Here is a 24809-nt window from a genome sequence, read left to right as displayed (position 1 = left end):
CCTCTACGCCCCTGGAATGAGGAGTGTGATCCAGTTAACGTTGCGCTCTATTCTGTGGCGTCAGGCACAAAATAGGGGGACGATTTTTGCCGGGCCGATCACAGATTTGCCCTAAGCGCGGAACTTCTCATCGCCGCGGTCGTTCTCTCATCCTCCCGTCTCCTCCCCCATGAAAAATCCTGTTACGGATGATTACCCTTTCCGGCGACTCCCGCACTATCGGCCTTATTGATTTTCAACGCCATGCGCAGCAGGGATACCGGATTTATGTCGTCAATGCCTATCGCCACTCAGCCCACTCTGTACCGGATCCATCCGGCCAGTTTCCGTGATGGAAACGGGGACGGCGTGGGCGACGCGCACGGCATGCTGGCGGCGCTGCCGTATCTGAAAGCGCTGTCGATCGACGGCCTGTTGCTGCCGCAGACGCTGGCGCCGGAAGTGGAGGCGACGGTGGCGGCCGAAGGGCTGACGCTGTGGTACGCTGATGACGCCAACCGCGTTCGCAATGCGGCCGCGCCGCAGCGGTTCGTCCACGGTGCATTGGCGCTGGACGTGATGCCGTTCAGCGCGGAGAAGCTGGTGGCGGTGCTGCACGCCCGCCGCGCCTCGTTGGCGGACAGCCTGTGGAGCACCGGCGACGCCGAACAGCCGCGGGTGGTCAGCCGCTGGGGACAGGGCGACCTGCGCTCCGCCGCCGCCTTTTTGACGCTGCTGGCGATGTTGCCGGCGCCGATCTGCCTGTACCAGGGCGAAGAGCTGGGGCTGCCGCACGCCGCCGGCCTGCAGGATCCGCGCGGCGCGCAAACGCCGATGCCGTGGCATGAAGCCCCCGAACAGGTCACCGCCGGCGAAATCAGCTGGTATCAGCAGGTGGCGATCGAACACCGCGCATTGGCCATCAGCCGCCAACAGCACGACAGCCACTCCACCTTACGTTACTGCCAGGCGCTGTTGGCCCTGCGCCGTTCGCCGCTGATCCAGCGCGGCGAGCTGAGCGCGATTAGCCAGCGGGACGGCGTGGTGCGCTTACTTATTACCCATCAGGATCAATGCCTTGAAGCGCTGATAAACCTGCAGCCTTATACTCAGGCGGCCGCGCCGTCTGAGGCGACCTTGCCGTTGGCATGGCAGCACGGCGCGCAGCAAGAGGGTCATCAATGGGTTTTGGCGGGCTTTGCCTCCGCCATTTTCACACGACATGTTAACTGCGAAAGCAGGGGAGTAACGCATGGCTAGCGTCACACTGCGCAGCGTTTATAAGGCCTTCGGTGAGGCCGTGATTTCCAAAGACGTCAATCTGACCATCGAAGACGGCGAGTTTGTGGTGTTTGTCGGGCCGTCGGGCTGCGGCAAATCGACGCTGCTGCGCATGATCGCCGGGCTGGAGGACATCACCTCCGGCGACCTGATGATCGGCGATCAACGTATGAATGAGGTGCCGCCTTCCGAACGCGGCATCGGCATGGTGTTCCAGTCCTACGCGCTGTATCCGCATCTGTCGGTGGCGGACAACATGTCGTTCGGCCTGAAGCTGGCCGGCGCCAAGAAAGCGGAAATCAATCAACGGGTGAACCAGGTCTCCGAGGTGCTGCAGTTGGCGCACTTGCTCGATCGGCGGCCAAAGGCGCTGTCCGGCGGGCAGCGTCAGCGCGTGGCGATCGGCCGCACGCTGGTGGCCGAGCCGGACGTGTTCCTGCTCGACGAACCGCTGTCCAACCTCGACGCCGCACTGCGGGTGCAGATGCGTATCGAGATCTCCCGTCTGCACAAGCGCCTGCAGCGCACCATGATCTACGTCACCCACGATCAGGTCGAAGCGATGACGCTGGCCGACAAGATCGTGGTGCTCGACGCCGGTCGCGTGGCACAAGTCGGCAAACCGCTGGAACTGTACCACTACCCGGCCAACCGCTTCGTCGCCGGGTTTATCGGCTCGCCGAAGATGAACTTCCTGCCGGTCAAGGTGACCGCAGCGGAATCGCAACAGGTGCAGGTCGAACTGCCCAACCGCCAGCTGGTCTGGCTGCCGGTGGAGGGCGCGGGCGTTCAGCCCGGCGCCAACATGTCATTGGGCATTCGCCCTGAACATCTGCTGCCCGGCGAAGCCTCCGAAGTGCGGCTTACCGGCGATGTACAGGTGGTGGAGCAACTCGGCAACGAGACGCAAATCCACATCCAAATTCCGGCCATCCGTCAAAACCTGGTGTACCGCCAGAACGACGTGGTGCTGGTAGAAGAAGGTGCCACATTCGCCATCGGCCTGCCGCCTCACCGTTGTCACCTGTTCCGTGAAGACGGCACGGCATGTAAACGGCTGCACCAGGAGCCGGGCGTTTAAAGCATCAAAGTCGGCATAACAGGAGAATAATGATGACTACTCTGCGCAAACTTCCTCTGGCACTGGCTGTCGCCGCCGGTGTTCTCTCCACCCAGGCGCTGGCCGTGGACTTCCACGGTTACGCCCGTTCCGGCATCGGCTGGACCGGCAGCGGCGGTGAGCAACAGTGCTTCAAGGCCACCGGCGCCGCGAGCAAGTACCGTCTCGGCAACGAATGCGAAACCTACGCTGAACTGAAACTGGGGCAAGAAGTGTGGAAAGAAGGCGACAAAAGCTTCTATTTCGACACCAACCTGGCCTACTCGGTGTCGCAGCGCTCCGACTGGGAAGACGTGACCCCGGGCTTCCGCGAAGTGAACGTGCAGGGTAAAAACCTGATCGATTGGCTGCCGGGTTCCACGCTGTGGGCCGGTAAGCGCTTCTATCAGCGTCATGACGTTCACATGATCGACTTCTACTACTGGGATATCTCCGGCCCAGGCGCCGGCCTGGAAAATATCGACCTGGGCTTCGGCAAGCTGTCCGCCGCCGTGACCCGTAACTCGGAGTCCGGCGGTTCTTACGGCTACCTGGATAACGAATGGAAACAGCGCCCGACCGTTAACGATACCTTCGACGTGCGCTTGGCCGGGCTGGAACTGAACCCGGGCGGCACCCTGGAGCTGGGCGTGGATTATGGCCGTGCCAATGCGCAGGATCACTACCATCTGGCCGACGGCGCCAGCAAAGACGGCTGGATGTTCACCGCGGAACACACGCAGAGCATCCTGAGCGGTTACAACAAGTTTGTGGTGCAGTACGCCACCGACTCGATGACCTCGCAGAACAACGGCCGCAGCCAGGGCGCTACCATCGATAACAACGGCAAGATGATCCGCGTGCTGGATCACGGCGCCATCGACTTCAACGACAAATGGGCCATGATGTACGTCGCCATGTTCCAGGACATCGACCGCGACAACAACAACGGCACCACCTGGTATACCGTGGGCGTGCGCCCGATGTACAAATGGACGCCGATCATGAGCACTCTGCTGGAAGCCGGCTACGACAACGTCAAATCCCAGCGCACCGGCGATCGCAACGGCCAGTACAAAGTGACCCTGGCGCAGCAATGGCAGGCGGGCAACAGCATCTGGTCGCGTCCGGCCATCCGTCTGTTCGCCACCTACGCCAAGTGGGATGAGAAGTGGGGCTACGCCACCGGCGATGACACCGGTTATAACGCCGGCACCGCTTACAACGACACCAGCCTGCACACCTTCAGCCGCGGCAAGGATGACGAAGTCACCTTCGGCGCCCAGATGGAAATTTGGTGGTAACGACAGGACGGGGAGGGCCGCAGGCTCTCCCCCAACCGCATTCGCTGCGGCCGGATCTCTTGCCTGATCCGCCGTGGCGCTGAAAGAGGATATAACGATGAAAAAGAATCTGCTGTCACTCTGCCTGTCATTGGCGCTGACCGTCGGCGTGCCTTTGGCGGCCAACGCCGATACGCCGGCCAACGTTTCCGTCGCGCCGGCCATCAGCGCCGCCACGTTGCAAAGCCTGCCGTGGCAACCGCTGCAGCCGCCGGTTTCGCAAGAGGTGAAGCTCGATAATGTCAGCCCGCAGCTCAATCAGGGTGATATTCAGGGGGCGATCGCCGCCTATACGCTGCCTGCCGATCGCGGTTCGCTGGAGGTGACGCTGAGCAGCCTCGCCAAAAACAATTCGATTTATGCGCCGAGCGTGCTGGTGTTGGACGAGCACCTGCGCCCGGCGGCGTATTACCCGAGCAGCTATTTCCCTTATCAGCCGCCGGGAGCGATGTCCTCCGATCGCCTCGAAGGCACGCTGAAACTGACGCCGGCGCTCGGTCAAAAACAGATTTACCTGCTGGTGTACACCACCCGCCAGGATCTGGCGAAAACCACGCAGCTGACCAACCCGGCCAAGGCCTATGCGCAGGGCGTGGGCAATGCGGTGCCGGATATTCCGGATCCGATCGCCGGCCACGCGACGACCGGTACGCTGAAGCTCAAGGTGACCGCGGAACAGGGTACCGGCAACGTGATGATCGGCATGTTGCAGCCGGCACCGACCGTGGCACCGGTGGTGGTGGGAGCAACCGCACCGGCCGCAGTGGCCACGCCGGCACCGATGCCGGAGAAACCGGCGGAGCCGATGCTTAACGATACCGAAAGCTACTTCAATAACGGCATCAAGCAGGCGGTGAAGGCGGGCGATATCGACAAGGCGCTGAAGCTGATGAATGAGGCCGAAAAGCTGGGCTCGACCACCGCGCGTAAAACGTTTATCAGCAGCGTAAAAGGCAAGGGGTAACCCCCGACGCTGCCGATGCTGGCTCGATGATTGGTGCGCCTCGGCGCACCTTTTTTCATCCGCGAGCCAGCGTTGCACCGATCAACGCCAGCAAACGGGCGTTGTCCACCTGCTGCATGACGCGCACCGGCTTGCCCTGCGGCTCTGGCATGCCGACCGTCAGGCGCAGGCTGCCCGGCCGCCAGCGGCGCGAGCTGCCGCGCGTCAACGCCCCTTCCAGCGCCACATCCACATAGAACATATCGGTTGTGACCAACTGCGGTGCCAGCAGCCAGGCGATCACCAGCGCATCATGGATCCAGCAGCCCGGCAGGCGCCGCGTATGGCGCGAATAGTCGATCCACGGCTGCGTGGTGGTGCGCAAATAGCGACACAGCGGGGTATCCGGCTGGGTCAACGCGGCCAGATCCGCCTGGGTCAGCATGGTCTGCGTGGTGACATCCAGCGGTGCCAGCGTGATGTTAGCGCCGCTATTCAACACCAGGCGCGCCGCTTCCGGATCCAGACCGAAATTGGTGTCCTTGATGTATCCCTCGACGTTGAACACGCCGCCCATGATGACGATCTCCTTCACCGCCTGCGCCATCTGCGGGTAAAGCTGCATGGCGTGCGCGACGTTGGTCAGCGGGCCGATCGCCGCCAGCGTGATCTCGCCGGGATGCCAGCAGATCAATTCGCCGATGGCGATGGCCGCGTCCGGTGTGGGTGCGGTGGCCTGCGAGGGCGCGGGCAAGTCACACCACAGCGCCGCCAACTTCGGATCGGCGATCGGGCGGTCCAGATGAGCGCGCCACGGTTCCGGCGGCTCGCTCAGGGCGCGCGCCGCACCGAGGGCAACAGGCACCTGATAGCCGCTCTGCGCCAGCAGCTCGGTGGCGACGGCAAAGCCCACTTCACGCGGCGTATTGCCGGCCACGATGCTAATCAGTTCCAGCTGCAGCTGCGGTTTGGCCGCCAGCGCCAACGCCAGCGCCAGGCCGTCGTCGACGTTGGCGCCGGGAACGCCGTTGCCGGGATCGCAATCAATGATCAAACGCATATAGGGTGTCCTGAAAAACCGCTAACAGCCGCACGAGCGGCGGATGCGCAGTTGAAAAGCGAATTCATGCAGCTCGGCGGGCGCGGCACCGGCGGCCAGCATGGCGATGGCCCGCTTGGCCATGGCGTCGATCGGCTGCTCGACCGCGCTGAGCGGCGGCACGCTGAACTCGGATTGCTGCGTGCCGTTAAAACAGATCAGCGCCAGATCGTCCGGCGCGCGCAGCCCATGCTCCGCCAGCGCGGACAGGCAGCCGAGCGCCTGCTGCTCGTTGGAGGTGAAAACGGCGCGCGGGCGTGGGCCTTGCACCAGGCGCTGCGTGGCCTGATAGCCCCCGTGGCGGGTGTAGGGTGCCTCGAAAATCCACTCGTCGCGCGGCGCGATGCCGGCTTCAAGCAGCGCATCGCGCCAGCCGTTCAGGCGATCCTGCGCGTTGAGCATGGTCAGCGGGCCGATAAAAATGCCGATGTCGCGATAGCCGTGTTGCAGCAGGTGGCGGGTCGCCTGGCAGGCGGCGTCGCGCTCGTCGACGCGAATGGCGCAGACGCCGGCCTGGCTGTCGATAGTGTCTATCATCACGCAGGGGGTGCCGGAAGCGCGGATCAGATCGAACCACGGATGGCGATCGACGCTGGTGTACAGCAGGCCGTCGACCTGGCGGCGCAACAGGTTGTTGATCAACTCATATTCGCGCTGCCGGTCGTCGCCGGCGTCGCCCAGCAGCAGCACGCGGCCGCGGCTGAAGGCCTCTTGCTGCAGCGCCCGCGCCAGGGTGGCGAAGAACGGGTTGGAAATATCCGGCACCACCAGCCCGTAGGTTTGCGTGCTGCCGGAGGCCAGCGCCCGCGCGATGTCGTTCGGCCGGTAGCCAGTCTGCTCGATCGCCGCCAGCACGCGCAGCCGGGTGGCTTCCGCCACCGGACGCGGGCCGTTGTTGATCACATAACTGACCACGGCGACGGAGGTGCCCGCAACGCGGGCTACGTCGGCGCGGGTAACGCGTCGCGCGGAGTGATTATCCAAATTGGGGTCCTGTTCGCCTTCTCGCTATGCGGCATCCTGCGGCAGGTTGAGATCGCGGCCGCGGGTTTCGGGAGCAAAGAAGGTGGTGATTAAGCCAATGGCCGCCATTACAACAAAATAGCAGGCGACAGGCCACCAGTGACCGAAACCGGACAGCAGCGCGGTGGCGATCAGCGGTGCGGTGCCGCCGGAGAGGATCGAGCCGAGCTCCTTGGCGAACGCCATCTTGGAGTAGCGGTTCTTCACGCCGAACAACTCGACGCCGTAGGCCGCCTGCACGCCGAAGATCCCCAGCGACGCGATGCACATGCCGACCACGATCACCGAGATGACGATCGCCGGCTCACGGCTGTCGAGCAGCCAGAACGCCGGGAAGGCATACAGCACCAGCAGCAGGCAGAACCACCGGTAGGTGACGCGACGGCCGAAGCGATCCGACAGCCAGCCGGCCAACGGGATCACCAAAAAACCGCACAGCGAGGCGATCAGCACCGCCAGCGCCGGCACCGATTTGTCGACCATCAGCACCTTGGCGACGTAGCCGACGATAAAGCCCTGGCACAGATAAGACGGGCCGTTTTCGCCGATGCGCAGGCCGAGCATCACCCAGAACGCCTTGGTGCGTTGCAGGTAGCTGCGCGAGTCCGGCACGGCGCTGGCGGCGTCCAGCATGCGTTGGTGGTTTTGCTGCAGCTCGCGTTCGAAAACCGGCGTTTCCCGCACGTGGCGGCGCAGGTACAACGCTACCCCGGCGATCAGAATGCTGGCGAGGAACGGAATGCGCCAACCCCAGCTCATCAGGTCTTCCTTGTCGAGTTGCAGTACCAGCAGCCACACCAGCGACGCTAGCAGGGTGCCGCTGTTGGAGCCGATGGCGATGATCGACGCCACCAGTCCGCGCCGTTTGGCCGGCGCGTATTCCGCCAGCATCACCGCGCCGCCGGACAGCTCGGCGCCGGCGCCGAACCCCTGCGCGAAGCGCAGAATCACCAGGCAGGTGGGCGCCCAGACGCCGATTTGCGCATAGGACGGGATCAGGCCGATCAGCGTGGTGGAAATGCCCATCAGCGCCACGGTGGTGATCAGCACCACGCGGCGGCCTTTGCGATCGCCGATCCAGCCGAACACCAGCGCACCTATCGGCCGCGCGACGAAGCCGACGGAGTAGGTGGCGAAGCTGGCCAGCAGAGCGACCAGCGGCGTGGCTTCGGGGAAGAATACGTCGCCGAACACCATGCCGGCCGCCAGGCCGTATAGCGCAAAGTCGACGTATTCCATGGCGGTGCCGAGCCAGCAGGAGAAGGTGGCACGCCAAAATTGGCTGCGCCCCTCTTTGGTTGCCAGGCGTTCATCGGCCGCCAGCGCGGTGTCGGCGGTTTGTGGAGTGGCAAGCGTTGTTTCGCTCATGGCAGTGCTATCCTCTTTTGTTCTGCGCCTTGGCGGACGCGGTTAAAGATGGTTTCCCTGGTGCCGGCAACAAAGGTGTGCCGACGAATCATGTCGGACGCATGGCGATTCAACGCTGCTGTGTCAGGGTATCTACGCGCGTAGATAAAACAACGCAGCAAAGATGAAACTTTGCAGGCGATCACAGAATCGTCATCGCGTCGGAGAACGAAGATAGAGAACGCGGATGGCAAAAAGATGACAGAAGCCCGGTTTTTCCGGCGGGTGCGCCCGCCGTTTTCGCCACGAATCAGCCTGCCGCTTTCGCATTTCTGCGCTACAATGGGGGCCTGTTAACAGTTTGTATCGTCTGGCGCGCCGTACCGGCCGCGGCTCAGGCGAGGAGTAAAGCAATGTCTGGCATCAGGGATTCCATCCTGCCGCCGCTGGAGTGGCTATCCGAACAGGATCCTCCGGCGCCCGCCGCCGTCAGCGACTGGCTGATGGAGTTAGGCTCCATGACCCGCCGATTTGAACGCCATTGCGCCCAGGTGCGCGTCGAACCGCAGCGTGAATGCTTCGTCACGCGTGAGGCGCTGGGGGATGAGGCGAACCATCTGCCCGACAGCCCGCGCTACTGGCTGCGCGAAGTGGTGCTGCTGGGCGACGACCAGCCCTGGCTGCTGGGGCGCACGGTGATCCCGGAAAATACGTTGACCGGCCCCGACCAGGCGCTGGTGGATCTGGGCACGCTGCCGTTGGGCCGTTATCTGTTCAGCAGTGGCGATCTGACCCGCGACTATATTCATATCGGCCGGCAGGACGCGCTCTGGGCGCGCCGTTCTCGTTTGCGGCTGGCGGGCAAACCGCTGTTGCTGACCGAACTGTTTTTACCGGCTTCACCGCTGTATTCAGCGGTTCCCGCATAAGAGAGGAGAACAAGATCTTGGAGGGAAGCGTGACTCAAAGTAAATGGCGGGCTTACAGCCATTTGATGCGCATTGATAAACCGATAGGCACCTTGCTGCTGCTGTGGCCGACGCTGTGGGCGCTGTGGCTGGCCGGAAAAGGCGTGCCGCCGCTGTCGATTCTGCTGGTATTCGCGCTCGGCGTTTATCTGATGCGTGCCGCCGGCTGCGTAGTGAACGATTACGCCGACCGCGCGGTAGACGGCTATGTGAAACGTACCGCCGGGCGACCGATGCCGAGCGGCCGGGTGAGCGAGAAAGAGGCCAAGGTGCTGTTCGTGGTGCTGGTGCTGATCTCGTTCGCTCTGGTGCTGACGCTGAATGCGATGACCATCTGGCTGTCGCTGGCGGCGCTGGCGCTGGCTTGGGTTTATCCGTTTATGAAACGGGTGACCAACCTGCCGCAGTTCGTGCTGGGCGCCGCGTTCGGCTGGGGCATCCCGATGGGCTATGCGGCGGTCAGCGAATCGCTGCCGCTCAGCTGCTGGCTGCTGCTGCTGGCCAATATCTGTTGGACGGTGGCTTATGACACGCTGTATGCGATGGTCGACCGCGACGATGACCTGAAGATCGGCATCAAGTCCACCGCAATCCTGTTCGGCCGCTACGACAAGCTGATCGTCGGGCTGTTGCAGTTCGCCACGCTGCTGCTGCTGGTGTGGGTCGGTTATCTGGCGCAGCTCGGCGGAGCGTTCTACTGGTCGCTGCTGCTGGCGGGCGCGCTGTTTATTCACCAGCAGAAGCAGATCGCCGGCCGCGAGCGCGAAGCCTGTTTCAAGGCCTTTATGCAAAACAACTACGTCGGGCTGGTGGTGTTTATCGGCATTGCGCTGAGTTATCTGCCGGCGTAACGTCTGGATAAAGCAAGAAAAAAGGCACCCCTTGGGGTGCCTTTCGTTTTTCCGCTTCGGGCGAAATCACTCGTCTTTCTCTTCTTCCACATCGGCTTGCGGCAGGGCGTTGGTCTCCGCCGGCATGTTGACGCTTTCGATGGTCAGCTTGATTTCCGGTGTGATCAGATCGCTCAGCATGTTGTACACCTCGAGGGTGTGCTCGCGGATCGCGTCGCCGCTGTCGTTGATATAGCCTTCTTCGCGCAGCGTCGCCACCAGGGTGGAGAACACCGCCTTGTCGAAGAACTCCGGCGCGTTGATGCCGTGCAGCACTGACAGGCGCTGCGCCATGATGCGGCTCTCTTTCTCCAGCGCACCGCGGTTGATGCTCGGGTTGGCGCTGAGGATCGACATGGTGATGGCGTAGCGTTGCAGGGTTTCACGCACCCCGGCGGCCAGCAGCTGCAAGGGACGAATGCGCGCGGGGTTCAGCACCAGCTCGTCGCCTTTGTCGCAAATCAGCTGTTGACGGATCAGTTCGTCGATCATCGGCCGCAGCACCTCCGGCAGCTGTTCCTTATCGTGGTGCAGGAACAGTTCTGCTTTCAGCATCGGGTAGATCATGCCGATCTGCCGCAGCAGCTCGGCGCGCGATACCCGGCGGTGATGCATCACGATGCTGGCGATCAGCGACGGCAGCACCAGCAGGTGATGGATGTTGTTGCGGTAGTAGGTCATTAGCACCGCCTGCTCGCGCGGCAGGATGATAATGTCGCCGATGCTGTCCTTCTCCACCTCGAACTTGTTCATGTTCAGCGCGTGATCCAGCAGCTCGTCCGGCGTTTGCGTCGGCACGGTGACGTCACGCGCGTAAGGCGCGTTGCGCATCAGCTGCAGATAGCATTCGAGCTGTTCGATCAGCTGTTCGCGGGTCAGCGAGCGTTGGCGCGAGGCCAGCAGCGCGGTAGAACACAGGTTCATGGCGTTGGCGGCGGCGGCGTTGTTGATACGCACCATGATCTTGCCGGCCAGATCGTTGACCGTCGGCGTCAGCCAGCTTGGGCGCTGCGCTTCGATAGGATCGATAGACTCGCGCCACTGCGGCACGTGCTGGTTCAGGTAAGCGGTCAACGGCAGCGGCTCGCCAAAGTTGACGTAACCCTGGCCCAGGTTGCGCAGCTTGCGCAGGCCGCGCAGCATCTGCGGCAGGCTCTCTTTTTCCTTGGTGGCGCCGCGCAGCTCTTTGGCGTAGGTGCCCACTTCCATCACGTGCTCGTAACCGATGTAGATCGGCACCAGCGTGATAGGACGGGCGCCGCCGCGCAGCATCGCCTGGATGGTCATCGACAGGGTGCCGGTCTTCGGCTCCAGCAGACGCCCGGTGCGGGAACGGCCGCCTTCCACGAAGTACTCCACCGAGTAACCGCGGGTGAACAGCTCGCCGAGGTATTCGCGGAACACCGTCGAGTACAGCTTGTTGCCCTTGAAGGTGCGACGGATGAAGAACGCGCCCAAACGGCGGAAGATCGGGCCGGCCGGCCAGAAGTTGAGGTTGATGCCCGCGGCGATGTGCGGCGGCACCAGGCCCTGGTGATACAGCACGTAGGACAGCAGCAGGTAGTCCATGTGGCTGCGGTGGCAGGGCACGTAGACGATCTCGTGGCCGTCCTGCGCCAGCTGGCGAACGCGTTCGGCGTTGGTGACGTTGATGCCCTGATACAGCCGGTTCCAGGTCCAGCTCAGCACGCGATCGGACAGGCGCACGGTTTCGTAGGAGAAGTCGGCGGCGATCTCTTCCATCAGCGCGATGGCGTTCTGCTGGGCTTTCTCGTGAGAGATCTTCTTGCTGCGCGCTTCGTCCTCGACTGCTTTTTCGATCGCCTTGGACGCCAGCAGCTTGTTGAACAGATCCTGACGGGCAGGCAGGCTCGGGCCGACCGCGGCCAGACGCTGGCGCGAGAAGTGCATGCGCGCCACGCGCGCCAGTTTCTGCGCGATGGTTTTATCTGTGCCGTGTTCGGTGGCCATGCGGCGCAGCGAAACGGTGTTGGAGAAACGCACGAAGCTGTCGCGGCCAAGCCACAGCACGGCGAAGAATTTCTGCACGCCGTTCAACAGACGCAGGTGCGGCGTACCGTGGCCTTCGCGGCCCGGCGAACGGCCGAACATCACCGAAACCGGCAGCATCTGAATGTCGAGATCCGGATTGCTGCGATGCAGATCCAGATAGTCGTGAAACAGTTTTACCGACTCTTCTTTCGGGGTGTAATAGCGGAACACGCGCGGGCCGTCGTGAATGAACACGTAGCTCGGCAACACGGTGCCGTCGATCTCCAGCGAGTTGAGCGGATCGGGCAGATCCTGCGCCAGGCACTGGGTGCGCAGCGTCAGCAAATCCGCCTTGGAATTGTAAGGCAAAACATACAAAATCGGCCGCGAGGGATCCAATCCTAGCTCGGTAACCGGATCTGAAGGGATGACCTTACTTCTTACCAACAATTTAAGTGGTAAATTCAATATTTTATAATAAATTTTACGCCAACCTGACATAACAACGTGAAGCCTCTTGTTAGCAATGCGCCGCAAGCATACCAGAAACCGGGTAGCAGATCTGTGGTGTTCGAAAACCGAGAGCCGTCAGCGCGGACTGTTCTAGACTCTTTTTATTATGACCGACCTCTGAGAAAGGCACGAAAACATGGCAAACCAAGCAACCGGCCTAACCCGCATCATCAAAGCCGCCGGCTATTCCTATAAAGGGCTTTCCGCCGCCTGGCAGCACGAGGCGGCGTTCCGCCAGGAACTGGTGGCGACCATCCTGGCTATCATACTGGCTGTCTGGCTGGATGTGGGTGCGATAGCGCGCATTTTATTGATCGGATCGGTAGCGCTGGTGATGATCGTCGAGATCCTGAACAGCGCGATCGAGGCGGTGGTGGATCGCATCGGCAGCGAACATCACGAGCTTTCCGGCCGGGCCAAGGACATGGGATCGGCGGCGGTGTCGCTGGCGATCGTGTTGGCGCTGTTCGTTTGGGGAACGGTCTTATGGCAGCATTTTGGCTGACGCAAAGCGCCTACTGACTGATTTTTATTTATTCTTCGGTTTCCAATCCGCGCTTACCTGTATATACTCACAGCAAGACTGTATAAACAAACAGGGGGCGGAATGAAAGCACTAACTACCAGACAGCAAGAGGTCTACGATCTGATTCGCGACCATATTTCGCAAACGGGCATGCCGCCAACGCGTGCCGAGATCGCGATGCGTCTGGGGTTCCGCTCGCCGAACGCCGCCGAAGAACATCTGAAGGCGCTGGCGCGTAAAGGGGTGATCGAGATCGTCTCCGGCGCGTCGCGTGGTATCCGCCTACTGATGGAAGAAGAAGAGGGCCTGCCGCTGATCGGCCGCGTCGCCGCCGGCGAGCCGCTGCTGGCGCAGCAGCACATCGAAGGGCACTACCAGGTGGACCCTTCCCTGTTTAAACCGAGTGCCGATTTCCTGCTGCGGGTGAACGGCATGTCAATGCGCGACATCGGCATTCTGGACGGCGATCTGCTGGCAGTGCACAAAACGCAAGACGTGCGCAACGGCCAGGTCGTGGTGGCGCGCATCGAAGACGAAGTGACGGTCAAACGCCTGAAAAAGCACGGCAACGTGGTTGAATTGCTGCCGGAAAACAACGAATTCCAACCGATCGTGGTCGATCTGCGTCAGCAGAATTTCACTATCGAAGGGCTGGCGGTGGGCGTGATCCGCAACGGCGACTGGATTTAATCGTCGCGCCATCACCACCGCTTCCTGCTTAAATCGCCCCTGCCTTGGGGCGTTTTTGTTTCTGACTCAGCCATTCGGACCACTGCCACGGGAACATTGCATCATGCGCCTGATTTCCGCCTTCACCAGCGACACCGATAAAGCCTTGTGGCGCCTGGCCCTGCCGATGATTTTCTCCAATATCACCGTGCCGCTGCTCGGGCTGGTGGACACCGCGGTGATCGGCCACCTCGACAGCTCGACCTATCTGGGTGGCGTGGCGATCGGTGCGATGGCGACCAGCTTCCTGTTCATGCTGTTGCTGTTCCTGCGCATGAGCACCACCGGCCTGGCGGCGCAGGCGTTGGGGGCAAAGGATCCGCAGGCACTGGCACGCGCCTTTATGCAGCCGCTGCTGCTGGCGCTGTTGGCCGGGGGGGCGATCGTCCTGCTGCGCTACCCGCTGATCGAGCTGGCGCTGCGGATCGTCGGCGGCGATGGTGCAGTGCTGGAGCAGGCGCGGCGTTTTCTCGAGATCCGCTGGCTGAGCGCCCCGGCGGCGCTGGCCAATCTGGTGCTGCTGGGCTGGCTGCTCGGTGTGCAGTACGTGCGCGCGCCGGTGATTCTGCTGATTGTCGGCAACCTGCTGAACATCGTGCTGGATATCTGGTTGGTGATGGGCCTGGGCTGGAACGTGCGGGGGGCGGCGGCGGCGACTGCCATCGCCGAATACGCCACGTTGTTGCTCGGCCTGTGGCTGGCGTGGCGAGTGATGCGCCTGCGCGGCATTACCCTGCCGATGCTGCGCCACGCCTGGCGCGGCGATTTGCACCGGCTGCTGGCGCTTAATCGCGATATCATGCTGCGTTCATTGCTGCTGCAACTGTGCTTCGCCTCGCTGACCATCTTCGGTGCTCGCCTGGGGAGCGACGTGGTAGCGGTCAACGCGGTATTGATGAATTTGCTGACCTTCACCGCCTATGCGCTCGACGGCTTCGCTTATGCCGTGGAGGCCCATTCGGGCCACGCCTACGGCGCCCGGGACGACAGCCAGCTGCGCAAGGTGTGGCATGCAGCCTGTCGGCAGGCGGGGCTGGTCGCGTTGGTCTTCGGCCTGGTATATGCCGTTACCGGCCAGCAGATCGTGGCGGCGTTGACCTCTTTGCCGGAGCTGCGTGCGCTGGCCGCTCACTATTTGCCGTGGCAGGTTATTTTGCCGCTGGTCGGCGTATGGTGCTATTTGCTGGACGGCATGTTTATCGGCGCCACGCGCGGTGCCGAGATGCGCAACAGCATGGCGGTGGCCGCGGCGGGGTATGGCTTGGCGCTGTTAAGCGTGCCGCTGTTGGGCAATCATGGGCTCTGGCTGGCGCTGGTGGTGTTTCTGGCGTTGCGCGGCCTGGCGTTGGGCTGGATTTGGCGCCGTCACCAGGTGCGCGGCAGCTGGTTTGCCGCGCATTAAACCGGGTGCTTTAGTGGGTTAACCCTGCCCGGCCGGCGTCGCCATTCTTCCTTTGGCGCCCCGGCCGCAGGTACAGGGAGGTACCTGAAGTCGTATTACTTCTTCTTGATGGCGATGCTGTGATCGTGTTCAGCGCAGTCATGCTTGCTGTCGCAAGCCTCCACCTCCACGCAGCCGGCACACAGGCCGTGCGCTTCCACCACGCTGTGCCGCAGCGCAAATCCGGCTTCCTGCGCCAGCTTCTGCAGCGTTTCCTCGACGCCTTCGGTGGTGCGCTCGGTTACTTGGCCGCAGCGGTCGCAGATAAACAGTGCGGACGTGTGCATCGGCTGTTCGAAATGGTGGCACAGCACGTAGCTGTTGGCGGACTCCACTCTATGGATAAACCCTTGTTCCAATAGAAAATCCAGTGCGCGGTATACCGTCGGCGGCTTGGCCTGCGGTTCGGCGACGCGCAGCAGATCGAGCAGGTCGTAGGCGCTGATCGCACCGGGTTGCTGAGTCATCAGACGCAGCACTTCCAGCCGTTGCGGCGTCAATCGCACATTGCGTTGCTGGCAGAGGCGTTCCGCCTGCGCCAGCAGCTTTTCCTGGGTGGTTGAGTTCATCGCAAATATCCCGGTACGTAAAAAAGCCGATTTTACCATGATTACGGCGAATCGCCGAGAGTTGCCCCTTTTCCCCTGAGGATAGCGCAGGGAAAGGCGCGTTTGGCGCGCTAAACGAGAGCTGTATCACAGTTTTTCTCCGCCGCCGGGCGGCAAATCAACATTGCCGGTTTTAGCGCTGGAGGGCGAAGGGCGTGAGCGGTATAACGCGCCTCATGAGCGTTGTGAGCGGGAGCCATTTGCGATGACGGAAAGAGAGAAATTGTTGAGCGGCCAGGTGTACAACAGCCGCGATGAAGAACTGATCGCCATGTACCATCGGGCTCGGGCGCTGACCAAAGATCTGGGCGAGTTGGATTCGCATCAGGCTGACGAGAAAAACCGCCTGCTCGGCGAGTTGTTCGGCGCCTGGGGTGAGGCGAGCTGGATCGAAACGCCATTCTGGTGCGACTACGGGCAGCATGTCCGCATCGGTAAAAACTGTTTTATCAACGTCAATGCGGTGTTCCTCGACTGCAATACCATCACCATCGGCGATAACACGCTGATTGGCCCCAATGTACAAATCTACACGCCGAGCCACCCGCTGAAGGCCGACGAACGCTTTACCGGCGATCCGAACTTTCCCTTCCGCACCTCGGCGCAGCCGGTTTCTATCGGCAACAACGTGTGGATCGGCGGCAACGTGGTGATCCTGCCGGGGGTGACCATCGGCGACGGCACGACCATCGGCGCAGGCAGCGTCGTGACCGGCGACATTCCGCCCAACGTGCTGGCGTTGGGGCAACCGTGCCGGGTTATCCGCGCGCTGGAGTAGGGCTTTAAGGGCTGGCACGGAGAAGGCGGCCAACGGTTTATCGATGGCGGCGGGGGATGGGAGCCGAGGGATTCTTCCTGCGGTGTGAGTCGTCGGTTTGCAGCTGACTGTCCCCGGCCAAGGTCAGACGTGCGGTCGCCAGGCGGCTCATGATGGTGCCGATTGGCACCGCCAGCACTTCCGCGGCTTCCCGGTAAGAAAGCCCTTCGATATACACCAAAAACAGCGCATTGCGCTGGGCTTCCGGCAAGCGGTTCATTTGCCGCATCACTTCATGGGCCCAGATCGGTTGTTCGCCGTTGTCCGCATCGCCCAGTTCTTCCGCCGCCATGCAACCTTGCCCCTGGCGGAGGTGTAGGGCGCGGACTTCATTGACCCAGATGGAGTGCAAGATGGAAAACAGCCAGCGATCCAGGTGCGAGCCGGGAGTGAATTGCGCGGCGCGCTCCAGCGCTCGCACGCAGGTCGCTTGCACCAGATCGTCGGCGACATCCCGCCGGTGCGAGAGCACCAGCGCATAGCGCCACAGGCGGGACAGGTATTGGCCGAGTTCATCGCGTATTGCATCGCCGCTGATAGTCACCTCCGCCGGCGCGTCGGATCAAGATTCCGGGTGGTGGTCGATGGCCGCCGCCAAATCGCGGTATTCTTCGCACCCGGTGCCGCACAGCGACCGAATCACCTGCAGCTGTTGGCGCGCCAGATCGGGCCGGCCTTTCAACATATAGGCTTCACCCAGGTACTCGCGCACTTTGGGGTATTTCGGATCGAGGGCCACTGATTTTAAATAATAGCCGATACCTTCATCGGTGCGACCGAGTTTGCGCGTAGCATAACCGCGATAATTCAGCGCGACGGCGGTGTTGGGATCTTTCAGCGTGTTGAGCATGTCGAGCGCTTCCTGATAGCGGCCGCTTTTCGCCAGTGCATAGGCGTAGTTGGTGCGGTCAGCGTCGCCGACCCTGCTGCCTTTATCCACCATGCAGGTCTGGGTTTTACTGTCGTAGACCTGGCCTTTCGGGCAGGTGGGCGTGGTTTGGCCGCTGCTATCGCCGCCCATCGCCAGCGCTGCGCCGGAAAACAGCAGACAGCCGGCAATGACCGGCGATAGCAGGCGTTTAACGAAGCTGTTCATGGTTGTGTCCTCAAGGCAGAGGCGCCGTGCGCGCCCGTAACGAGATAACACCTGAATGGATGAATTTATTCGTTTCATCCCGTTTATTTACACCATCGGCAAGGCGGTTTTCCCAACGGCGCCGATTGTCGTTATAATAGCCGTTTGCGGCCGCGCGCCGTTCGTTGAACCCAGACAGATTCAGGTAGCCAGTAACTCAGCATGACGAAAGACAACCACGCCCCCACCTACGCCGCCAATCGTTTCTCCATCGCGCCGATGCTCGACTGGACCGATCGTCATTGCCGCTATTTCCACCGCCTGCTGACGAAGGAAACGCTGCTGTACACCGAGATGGTGACCACCGGCGCGATCATCCACGGCAAGGGTGACTATCTGGCCTACAGCGAAGAAGAGCATCCGGTGGCGCTGCAGCTGGGCGGCAGCGATCCGGCCGCGCTGGCGCACTGCGCCAAACTGGCGGAGCAACGCGGTTACGACGAGATCAACCTCAACGTCGGCTGCCCGTCCGATCGCGTGCAAAACGGCATGTTCGGCGCTTGCCTGATGGGCCAGGCGACGTTGGTCGCCGATTGTATCAAGGCGATGCGCGACGCGGTGTCGATCCCAGTGACGGTGAAAACCCGCATCGGCATCGACGACCAGGACAGCTATGCCTTCCTGTGTGACTTTATCCAAACCGTCGCCGGGCGCGGCGAGTGCGACATGTTCACCATCCACGCGCGCAAGGCCTGGCTTTCCGGCCTCAGCCCGAAAGAGAACCGCGAAGTGCCGCCGCTGGACTATCCGCGCGTCTATCAGCTGAAGCGGGACTTCCCGGCGCTGACCATCGCCATCAACGGCGGGGTGAAAACGCTGGAGGAGGCGCAACAGCACCTGCAGCATCTGGACGGCGTGATGATGGGGCGCGAGGCGTACCAGAATCCGGGCATCCTGGCGCGGGTCGACAGCGAACTGTTCGGCGCGCAGACCGCGGTGGCGGACAGCGTGGCGATCGTCGAAGCGCTGTATCCGTACATCGAGCGCGAGCTGTCCAACGGTACCTATCTCGGCCACATCACCCGTCACATCCTCGGTTTGTTCCAGGGCGTGCCGGGCGCGCGCCAGTGGCGTCGCCATCTGAGCGAAAACGCCCACAAAGCGGGTGCCGATGCGCGGGTGGTGGAGCAGGCGTTGGCGCTGGTGCGGCAACCGCGCGTCGAAATGGCATAACTCACAAAAAATTTGACCAACAGTTAGTCTTTTTCGCCAGGCATTCGGTGCGTTGCCGGATGCCTGCCCCGTATTTTCAATAGGTTAGCACTTTCGCCGTTCTGGCACGCTTCTTGTAATTCACTCTGCAGATACATTGCATTGCAAAGGAGCAATCATGTTGGAAATCTTCTTTCTCATTGGCTTTGTGGTGATGCTGATGGTCACCGGCATCTCGCTGCTGGGGATCTTCGCCGCGCTGTTGGTGGCGGCGGCGTTCATGCTGTTGGGCGGGCTGTTCGCGGTGGTGTTCAAGCTGTTGCCGTGGCTGATTTTGGCGGTGGTCGGCGTGTGGATTTACCGTGCGATGCAGAAACCACAGGCCGGGCGTTACTGATTTTTTGCTGAATAATCAGACAGTCGCGCTGAAACTTGCACGACGGCCCGTGCCGCTAATGCGGCAGCGATCACAGCTTGATAGTTTTCCACCGGGTTGTGGCACATAAAGCGTGTTTTTTGCCGGACGGGGCTGTTAGGATGTCTGTCGATGCAGTGATGCAACCAATTTCATCACCGTGAGAGACAACTAAAATTCGTGTTGCTGAAGCAACCCCTGTCTCTGGCGGACTCTGCTCTACCCCTACAAAACGCAGTAATAGAAAGGGCTCCGCAAGGAGCCCTTTTCTTTTGCCATTCTTAGGGGATCAGCAGGCTGGAGCCGCTGGTGCTGCGGCTTTCCAGCACCTGGTGTGCGCGCTGGGCGTCGGCCAGCGCGAACTTCTGTTCGTCTTTCACCTCCACCCGAATGGCGCCGCTGCCGATCAGCGAGAACAGCTCGTTACTGGCGTACTGCAGCTCGGCGCGGTTGGTGACGTACCCATTGAGAGAAGGGCGGGTGACATACAGCGAGCCCTTCTGATTGAGCAGCGCCAGATCGACGCCGGTCACCGGGCCGGAGGCGTTGCCGAAGCTGACCATCAGGCCGCGCCGTTTCAGGCTGTTGAGCGAGGCTTGCCAAGTGCTTTGCCCCACCGAATCGTATACCACGCCGACCTTCTCGCCGTGCGTCAGCTCGGCCACCCGCTGGGCGATATCCTCTTTGTGGTAGTTGATGGTGGCCCAGGCGCCGGCCTGTTTCGCCAGCGCGGCCTTCTCATCGGAGCCGACGCTGCCGATCAGGCGTGCGCCCAGCGCTTTGGCCCACTGACAGGCGATCAGCCCGACGCCGCCGGCAGCGGCATGGAACAGGAACACTTCACCCGGCTGCACTTCGTGGGTCTGGCGCAGCAGGTAGTGAACCGTCAGCCCTTTCAGGAAAGAGGCGGCGCCCTGCTCAAAGCTCAGATTGTGCGGCAGCAGCGCCACTTTTTCTTCCGGCACGTTGTGGACTTCGCTGTAGGCGCCGAGTGACGATTGCGCGTAGACCACCCGGTCGCCCGGTTTGATCGCGCTGACGCCGGCGCCGACTTTGATCACCACGCCGGCCGCCTCGGTGCCGAGGCCGCTCGGCAGGCTAGGCGGCGCGTACAGCCCGCTGCGCACATAGGTGTCGATGTAGTTGATGCCGATCGCCTTGTTCTCGATCTGGACTTCGCCGGCGGCCGGATCGAGGGGGATAAAATCAACGTATTGCAAGACTTCCGGCCCGCCGGTGGCGGAGAATTGAATGCGTTTGGCCATGTCGTTACCTCGTTTGAGTGTCTGAATTCACCCTATTCTTTTTAGTATCGGAGATCCAGTTCGCCCGCGTGAGGTTCAATGCCTTTTTTGCATCGGTTATGCCGCAAGAATCACGAATAAAAATCACGTATACTCTCGCGTCAGGATCCTTCATTCGCAACCGGGTAAAGACTACGTTTCATGGCAGGAAAAAAACCAACCAACAAAACAAACGCGGACGAAACCAGAGAGCGTTCCAGAGATCGTCAGATGGAAGGGCTGAAGATGCCGCCGCATTCGCTGGAAGCCGAGCAGTCGGTGTTGGGCGGTTTGATGCTGGATAACGAACGCTGGGACAACGTGGCGGAGCGCGTAGTCGCCAACGACTTCTTCAGCCGCCCGCACCGCCTGATCTTTACCGAGATGCAGCGGCTGCTGGAGATGAGCAAACCGATCGATCTCATCACCCTGTCCGAATCGCTGGAGCAGAAGGGCGAGCTGGACTCGGTTGGCGGCTTCGCCTACCTGGCCGAGCTGTCGAAAAATACCCCGAGTGCCGCCAACATCGGCGCTTATGCCGATATCGTGCGCGAGCGCGCGGTGGTGCGCGAGATGATCTCGGTGGCTAACGAGATCGCCGACGCCGGCTACGATCCGCAGGGGCGCAGCAGCGAAGACCTGCTCGATCTGGCGGAGTCCCGCGTTTTCCAAATCGCCGAGAACCGCGCCAGCAAAGACGAAGGCCCGAAGGGCATCGAACGCATCCTGGAAGACACCGTATCGCGTATCGAGCAGCTGTATCAGCAGCCGCACGATGGCGTGACCGGGGTCGATACCGGCTATCAGGACCTCAACAAGAAAACCGCGGGCATGCAAAAGTCCGATCTGATCATCGTCGCCGCCCGTCCATCGATGGGGAAAACCACCTTCGCCATGAACCTGTGCGAAAACGCCGCGATGACCCAGGAAAAGCCGGTGCTGATCTTCAGCCTGGAGATGCCCGGTGAGCAGATTATGATGCGTATGCTGGCGTCGCTGTCGCGCGTGGATCAGACGCGTATCCGTACCGGCCAGCTCGACGACGAGGACTGGGCGCGCATTTCCAGCACCATGGGTATCCTGCTGGAGAAGCGCAACATGTACATCGACGATTCCTCCGGCCTGACGCCGACCGAAGTGCGATCGCGTGCGCGGCGTATTTTCCGTGAGCATGACGGGCTCAGCCTGATCATGATCGACTACCTGCAGCTGATGCGCGTGCCGGCCTTGTCCGACAACCGTACGCTGGAGATCGCCGAGATTTCGCGCTCGCTGAAGGCGCTGGCGAAAGAGCTGCAGGTACCGGTAGTGGCGCTGTCGCAGCTGAACCGAAGCCTGGAGCAGCGCGCCGACAAACGCCCGGTCAACTCCGACCTGCGTGAATCCGGCTCTATCGAGCAGGACGCCGACCTGATTATGTTCATCTATCGTGATGAGGTCTATCACGAGAACAGCGATCTGAAAGGGATCGCGGAAATTATTATCGGTAAGCAGCGTAACGGCCCGATCGGCACCGTGCGCCTTACCTTTAACGGCCAGTGGTCGCGTTTCGATAACTACGCGGGGCCACAATACGATGACGAATAATAAGCTAAGGAACTGAAATGAAAGCGGCAACCGCTGTAATCGACCGCCGCGCTCTGCGACATAATCTGCAACAGGTGCGCCGTCAGGCGCCGCAAAGCCGCCTGATTGCCGTTGTGAAAGCAAACGCTTATGGACATGGCCTGCTGGAAACAGCACACACCCTGCAAGACGCCGACTGCTACGGCGTGGCGCGCATCGGCGAGGCGCTGATGCTGCGCTCCGGCGGCATCGTCAAACCGATCCTGCTGCTGGAAGGCTTCTTCAGTGCCGAAGACCTGCCGGTGCTGGTGGCGAACAATATCGAAACCGCGGTGCACAGCATCGAACAGCTCGAAGCGCTGGAGCAGGCCGAGCTGGCACGCCCGGTGCCGGTGTGGATGAAGCTCGATACCGGCATGCATCGGCTGGGGGTGCGCCCCGAACAGGCGGAGGCGTTTTACCAGCGTCTGTGCGCCTGCCGCAACGTGGCGCAGCCGGTCAATATCATGAGCCACTTCAGCCGCGCCGATGAGCCGGAGTCCGACGCCACCCTGAAACAGATCGCCTGCTTTGAGCAGTTCGCGTGCGGCAAACCGGGCCAGCGTTCGGTCGCCGCGTCCGGCGGCACGCTGCTGTGGCCGGACGCCCACAACGAGTGGGTGCGCCCCGGCATTATCCTGTATGGCGTTTCGCCGCTGGATAACGGCAGCGGTGTCGAACACGGTCTGCAGCCGGCGATGACGCTGAAATCCAGCCTGATCGCGGTGCGCGAGCACAAGGCCGGCGAAGCGGTCGGTTACGGCGGCACCTGGATCAGCCCGTGCGACACCCGGCTCGGGGTGGTGGCGATGGGGTACGGCGACGGTTACCCGCGCAGCGCGCCGACCGGCACGCCGATCCTGATCAACGGCCGCGAAGTGCCGATCGTCGGTCGGGTGTCGATGGACATGATTTCGGTCGATCTCGGGCCGGACGCCATCGATAAGGTGGGGGATGAAGCGGTGCTGTGGGGCCAGGCGTTGCCGGTCGAGCGCATCGCCGCCTGTACCGGCATCAGCGCCTACGAACTGATCACCAAGCTCACGCAGCGCGTGGCGATGGAATACATCGGCGACTGATGCGCCGCAGGGGCCGACGCGCGTCGGCCCCGTTTCTCAGCGGGTTACTTCTTTACCGCCAACCATTTGTCGATAATCTTCTGATACTCGCCGGTCGCCTTGGCCAGGTGTAGCCACTGATCCACGTACAGTTTCCAGCTCAGATCGTCGCGCGGCAGCATATAAGCCTTCTCGCCGTACTGCATCGGTTTGGTCGGGTTAACCGCGCACAGCTTCGGATAGCGCTTCTGTTGGTACAGCGCCTCGGAGGCGTCGGTGATCATCACGTCCGCCTTGCGGTCCACCAACTGCTGGAAAATGCTCATGTTGTCGTGCGTCAGCGTCAGCTTGGCTTTTGGCAGATAGGCGTGCACGAAGGCTTCGTTGGTTCCGCCCGCCGGCTCCAGCAGACGCACCGACGGTTTGTTGATCTGCTCGATAGTGCGGTATTTCTTTACGTCGGTGCAGCGCACCAGCGGGATTTTGCCGTCGGTGTCCAGCTTGTCGGCGAAGAACACCTGTTTCTGCCGCTCCAGCGTGACGGAGATGCCGCCCATCGCGATGTCGCACTTGCCGGCGACGAAGTCCGGCGTCAGGGTTTTCCAGCTGGTTTTCACCCATTTCACCTTGGCGCCCAGGCTCTTGGCCAGCGATTCCGCCATATCGATGTCGATGCCTTCATAGCCGCCGTCTTCCTTGAGGAAGGTATAGGGCTTGTAGTCGCCGGTGGTGCAGACCTCCAGGGTTTTTTGCTGCAGCACCTTGTCCAGGTGGGATTGCGCGCCGGCGCTGCCGGCGGCGAGCAGCAGCGCGAGAGGGAGTAGCTTTTTCATCTGGCGTCCTTTTTATACATTCGTGGTTTTATGCGTTACTTCGCCGTTAATTGTCGTTTGCCTGCATGAGTTAGCCGTTTTTTATGCCGCTTACCGGCGAAAACGCCGGGCGTTGCTGCTGTACGCGATTTAAGCGCCGGGGTGTGACGTCGGCAACGGTAAAAAAACTGGTAGGCTGTAACGTCAACATTTATTAACACAGTTTACAGGTGGCTATGTACAACATTGACGATTTTGATATGAAAATCCTGACGCTGTTACAGGCCAACGGCCGTCTGACCAATCAGGAACTGAGCGAGCTGGTGGGGCTCTCCGCCTCCCAGTGTTCACGGCGGCGCATCAGTCTGGAACAGGCGCAGCTGATCCGCGGCTACCACGCGCGGCTGGCGCCGGAGGCGGTCGGCCTGGGGCTGGTGGGGCTGATCGAAGTCAGCCTGATTACGCACGCGCAAGAGCAGATCGATAGTTTTCATCAGATGTTGGAGGAGGTGGACGCGATCCTTGACGCTTACAAAACCACCGGCGACGCCGATTACCTGCTGAAAGTGGCGGTGGCGGATCTGCCGGCGCTGAGCGAGTTCATCAGCCAGACGCTGTCGCCGCACAAAAGCGTGGCGCATATCAAAACGGCGGTGGTGCTCAATCGCATCAAGGAAAACGGTTTGTTGCCGGTGGCGAGATAAAGCTAAAACCGAATGCGGTTTTGCGTCTATATTAGGAACGTAACGCT

24 protein-coding genes are annotated in these 24809 nt (G+C 61.6%); 15 read left to right on the top strand and 9 right to left on the bottom strand.

From position 1 onward, the window contains the following. Positions 1–267 precede the first annotated feature (267 nt). The 4 genes from BHU62_RS25580 to malM all read left to right on the top strand — a co-directional run bounded on the left by BHU62_RS25580 (position 268) and on the right by malM (position 4666). The gene (locus tag BHU62_RS25580; protein WP_073532135.1) at positions 268–1239 is read left to right on the top strand and encodes a hypothetical protein; all 972 of its coding nucleotides are present in this window, start codon (positions 268–270) and stop codon (positions 1237–1239) included. Then, entirely contained in the window at positions 1232–2341 is a 1110-nt protein-coding gene (gene malK / locus BHU62_RS11395; protein ID WP_073532106.1) for a maltose/maltodextrin ABC transporter ATP-binding protein MalK, read from the top strand. The genes BHU62_RS25580 and malK overlap by 8 nt, the downstream gene beginning before the upstream one ends. A 29-nt stretch (positions 2342–2370) precedes the next feature. Further along, a complete protein-coding gene (locus tag BHU62_RS11390; RefSeq protein WP_073532105.1) occupies positions 2371–3663 on the top strand; it encodes a maltoporin in 1293 nt (430 codons plus the stop codon). A 97-nt stretch (positions 3664–3760) separates the two neighbouring features. Then, positions 3761–4666 (top strand): maltose operon protein MalM, encoded by a 906-nt coding sequence (malM, locus tag BHU62_RS11385; protein WP_073532104.1) that lies wholly within the window; start codon positions 3761–3763, stop codon positions 4664–4666. 55 nt (positions 4667–4721) lie between these two features. Here malM and BHU62_RS11380 read toward each other — a convergent pair whose 3' ends face one another. From BHU62_RS11380 to BHU62_RS11370, 3 genes are read right to left on the bottom strand one after another with little or no spacing between them, the layout of a single operon-like run. Further along, positions 4722–5705: a nucleoside hydrolase gene (locus BHU62_RS11380; RefSeq protein ID WP_073532103.1), complete on the bottom strand. Its 984-nt coding sequence runs from the start codon at positions 5703–5705 to the stop codon at positions 4722–4724. 21 nt (positions 5706–5726) lie between these two features. Continuing rightward, positions 5727–6728 (bottom strand): LacI family DNA-binding transcriptional regulator, encoded by a 1002-nt coding sequence (locus BHU62_RS11375; RefSeq protein WP_073532102.1) that lies wholly within the window; start codon positions 6726–6728, stop codon positions 5727–5729. A gap of 24 nt (positions 6729–6752) precedes the next feature. Next, the gene (locus BHU62_RS11370) at positions 6753–8135 is read right to left on the bottom strand and encodes an MFS transporter (RefSeq protein ID WP_073532101.1); all 1383 of its coding nucleotides are present in this window, start codon (positions 8133–8135) and stop codon (positions 6753–6755) included. 392 nt (positions 8136–8527) lie between these two features. On the opposite strand from BHU62_RS11370, the gene ubiC reads away from it, so the two are divergent. Together ubiC and ubiA are read left to right on the top strand one after the other, a co-directional pair. Next, positions 8528–9043 (top strand): chorismate lyase, encoded by a 516-nt coding sequence (gene ubiC, locus BHU62_RS11365; RefSeq protein WP_038874327.1) that lies wholly within the window; start codon positions 8528–8530, stop codon positions 9041–9043. 17 nt (positions 9044–9060) lie between these two features. Next, on the top strand, positions 9061–9933 hold the full coding sequence (ubiA, locus tag BHU62_RS11360; RefSeq protein ID WP_073532100.1) for a 4-hydroxybenzoate octaprenyltransferase: 873 nt from the start codon (positions 9061–9063) through the stop codon (positions 9931–9933). A 66-nt stretch (positions 9934–9999) separates the two neighbouring features. Here ubiA and plsB read toward each other — a convergent pair whose 3' ends face one another. After that, complete coding sequence (gene plsB, locus BHU62_RS11355; protein WP_073532099.1) at positions 10000–12465, bottom strand: glycerol-3-phosphate 1-O-acyltransferase PlsB; 2466 nt, start codon at positions 12463–12465, stop codon at positions 10000–10002. A 148-nt stretch (positions 12466–12613) separates the two neighbouring features. On the opposite strand from plsB, the gene BHU62_RS11350 reads away from it, so the two are divergent. The 3 genes from BHU62_RS11350 to dinF all read left to right on the top strand — a co-directional run bounded on the left by BHU62_RS11350 (position 12614) and on the right by dinF (position 15134). Continuing rightward, complete coding sequence (locus BHU62_RS11350) at positions 12614–12982, top strand: diacylglycerol kinase (RefSeq protein WP_073532098.1); 369 nt, start codon at positions 12614–12616, stop codon at positions 12980–12982. A gap of 102 nt (positions 12983–13084) precedes the next feature. Continuing rightward, positions 13085–13693, top strand: coding sequence for a transcriptional repressor LexA (gene lexA, locus BHU62_RS11345; protein WP_025160136.1), 609 nt, complete (start codon positions 13085–13087; stop codon positions 13691–13693). Between the two features lie 103 nt (positions 13694–13796). Then, the gene (dinF, locus tag BHU62_RS11340; RefSeq protein ID WP_073532097.1) at positions 13797–15134 is read left to right on the top strand and encodes an MATE family efflux transporter DinF; all 1338 of its coding nucleotides are present in this window, start codon (positions 13797–13799) and stop codon (positions 15132–15134) included. Positions 15135–15229: 95 nt separating this feature from the next. Here dinF and zur read toward each other — a convergent pair whose 3' ends face one another. Beyond that, positions 15230–15742 carry a zinc uptake transcriptional repressor Zur gene (gene zur / locus BHU62_RS11335; RefSeq protein WP_015379223.1) on the bottom strand — a complete coding sequence of 171 codons (513 nt, stop codon included), beginning with the start codon at positions 15740–15742 and terminating at the stop codon, positions 15230–15232. Between the two features lie 244 nt (positions 15743–15986). Between zur and BHU62_RS11330 the strand changes: the two genes are divergently transcribed. Further along, complete coding sequence (locus BHU62_RS11330) at positions 15987–16559, top strand: sugar O-acetyltransferase (protein WP_073532096.1); 573 nt, start codon at positions 15987–15989, stop codon at positions 16557–16559. A 37-nt stretch (positions 16560–16596) separates the two neighbouring features. On the opposite strand, the gene BHU62_RS11325 is transcribed toward BHU62_RS11330, so the two are convergent. Both BHU62_RS11325 and BHU62_RS11320 read right to left on the bottom strand, forming a co-directional pair. Then, positions 16597–17142 carry an RNA polymerase sigma factor gene (locus tag BHU62_RS11325; RefSeq protein ID WP_078062045.1) on the bottom strand — a complete coding sequence of 182 codons (546 nt, stop codon included), beginning with the start codon at positions 17140–17142 and terminating at the stop codon, positions 16597–16599. A gap of 18 nt (positions 17143–17160) precedes the next feature. Further along, the gene (locus BHU62_RS11320) at positions 17161–17694 is read right to left on the bottom strand and encodes a tetratricopeptide repeat protein (RefSeq protein ID WP_073532095.1); all 534 of its coding nucleotides are present in this window, start codon (positions 17692–17694) and stop codon (positions 17161–17163) included. Positions 17695–17895: 201 nt separating this feature from the next. Here BHU62_RS11320 and dusA point away from each other — a divergent pair, with 201 nt between their 5' ends. Both dusA and pspG read left to right on the top strand, forming a co-directional pair. Next, on the top strand, positions 17896–18906 hold the full coding sequence (dusA, locus tag BHU62_RS11315; protein WP_073532094.1) for a tRNA dihydrouridine(20/20a) synthase DusA: 1011 nt from the start codon (positions 17896–17898) through the stop codon (positions 18904–18906). Between the two features lie 157 nt (positions 18907–19063). Beyond that, entirely contained in the window at positions 19064–19282 is a 219-nt protein-coding gene (gene pspG, locus BHU62_RS11310; RefSeq protein WP_073532093.1) for an envelope stress response protein PspG, read from the top strand. A 299-nt stretch (positions 19283–19581) separates the two neighbouring features. Here the strand turns inward: pspG and BHU62_RS11305 are convergent, their stop codons facing one another. Then, entirely contained in the window at positions 19582–20565 is a 984-nt protein-coding gene (locus tag BHU62_RS11305) for a quinone oxidoreductase (protein ID WP_073532092.1), read from the bottom strand. Positions 20566–20745: 180 nt separating this feature from the next. On the opposite strand from BHU62_RS11305, the gene dnaB reads away from it, so the two are divergent. Together dnaB and alr are read left to right on the top strand one after the other, a co-directional pair. After that, positions 20746–22170: a replicative DNA helicase gene (gene dnaB / locus BHU62_RS11300; protein ID WP_025160134.1), complete on the top strand. Its 1425-nt coding sequence runs from the start codon at positions 20746–20748 to the stop codon at positions 22168–22170. 17 nt (positions 22171–22187) lie between these two features. Then, positions 22188–23267 carry an alanine racemase gene (alr, locus tag BHU62_RS11295; RefSeq protein WP_073532091.1) on the top strand — a complete coding sequence of 360 codons (1080 nt, stop codon included), beginning with the start codon at positions 22188–22190 and terminating at the stop codon, positions 23265–23267. 44 nt (positions 23268–23311) lie between these two features. On the opposite strand, the gene BHU62_RS11290 is transcribed toward alr, so the two are convergent. Beyond that, complete coding sequence (locus BHU62_RS11290; protein WP_073532090.1) at positions 23312–24079, bottom strand: transporter substrate-binding domain-containing protein; 768 nt, start codon at positions 24077–24079, stop codon at positions 23312–23314. Positions 24080–24294: 215 nt separating this feature from the next. On the opposite strand from BHU62_RS11290, the gene BHU62_RS11285 reads away from it, so the two are divergent. Then, positions 24295–24762 (top strand): Lrp/AsnC family transcriptional regulator, encoded by a 468-nt coding sequence (locus tag BHU62_RS11285; RefSeq protein ID WP_004936775.1) that lies wholly within the window; start codon positions 24295–24297, stop codon positions 24760–24762. The last annotated feature ends 47 nt before the right edge of the window (positions 24763–24809 follow it).

Source organism: Serratia marcescens, assembly GCF_001902635.1.
Taxonomy (GTDB): Bacteria; Pseudomonadota; Gammaproteobacteria; order Enterobacterales; family Enterobacteriaceae; genus Serratia; species Serratia marcescens_F.
The sequence above is the reverse complement of the archived record's forward strand: the minus strand, read 5'-3'. Positions and strand labels throughout refer to the sequence as shown.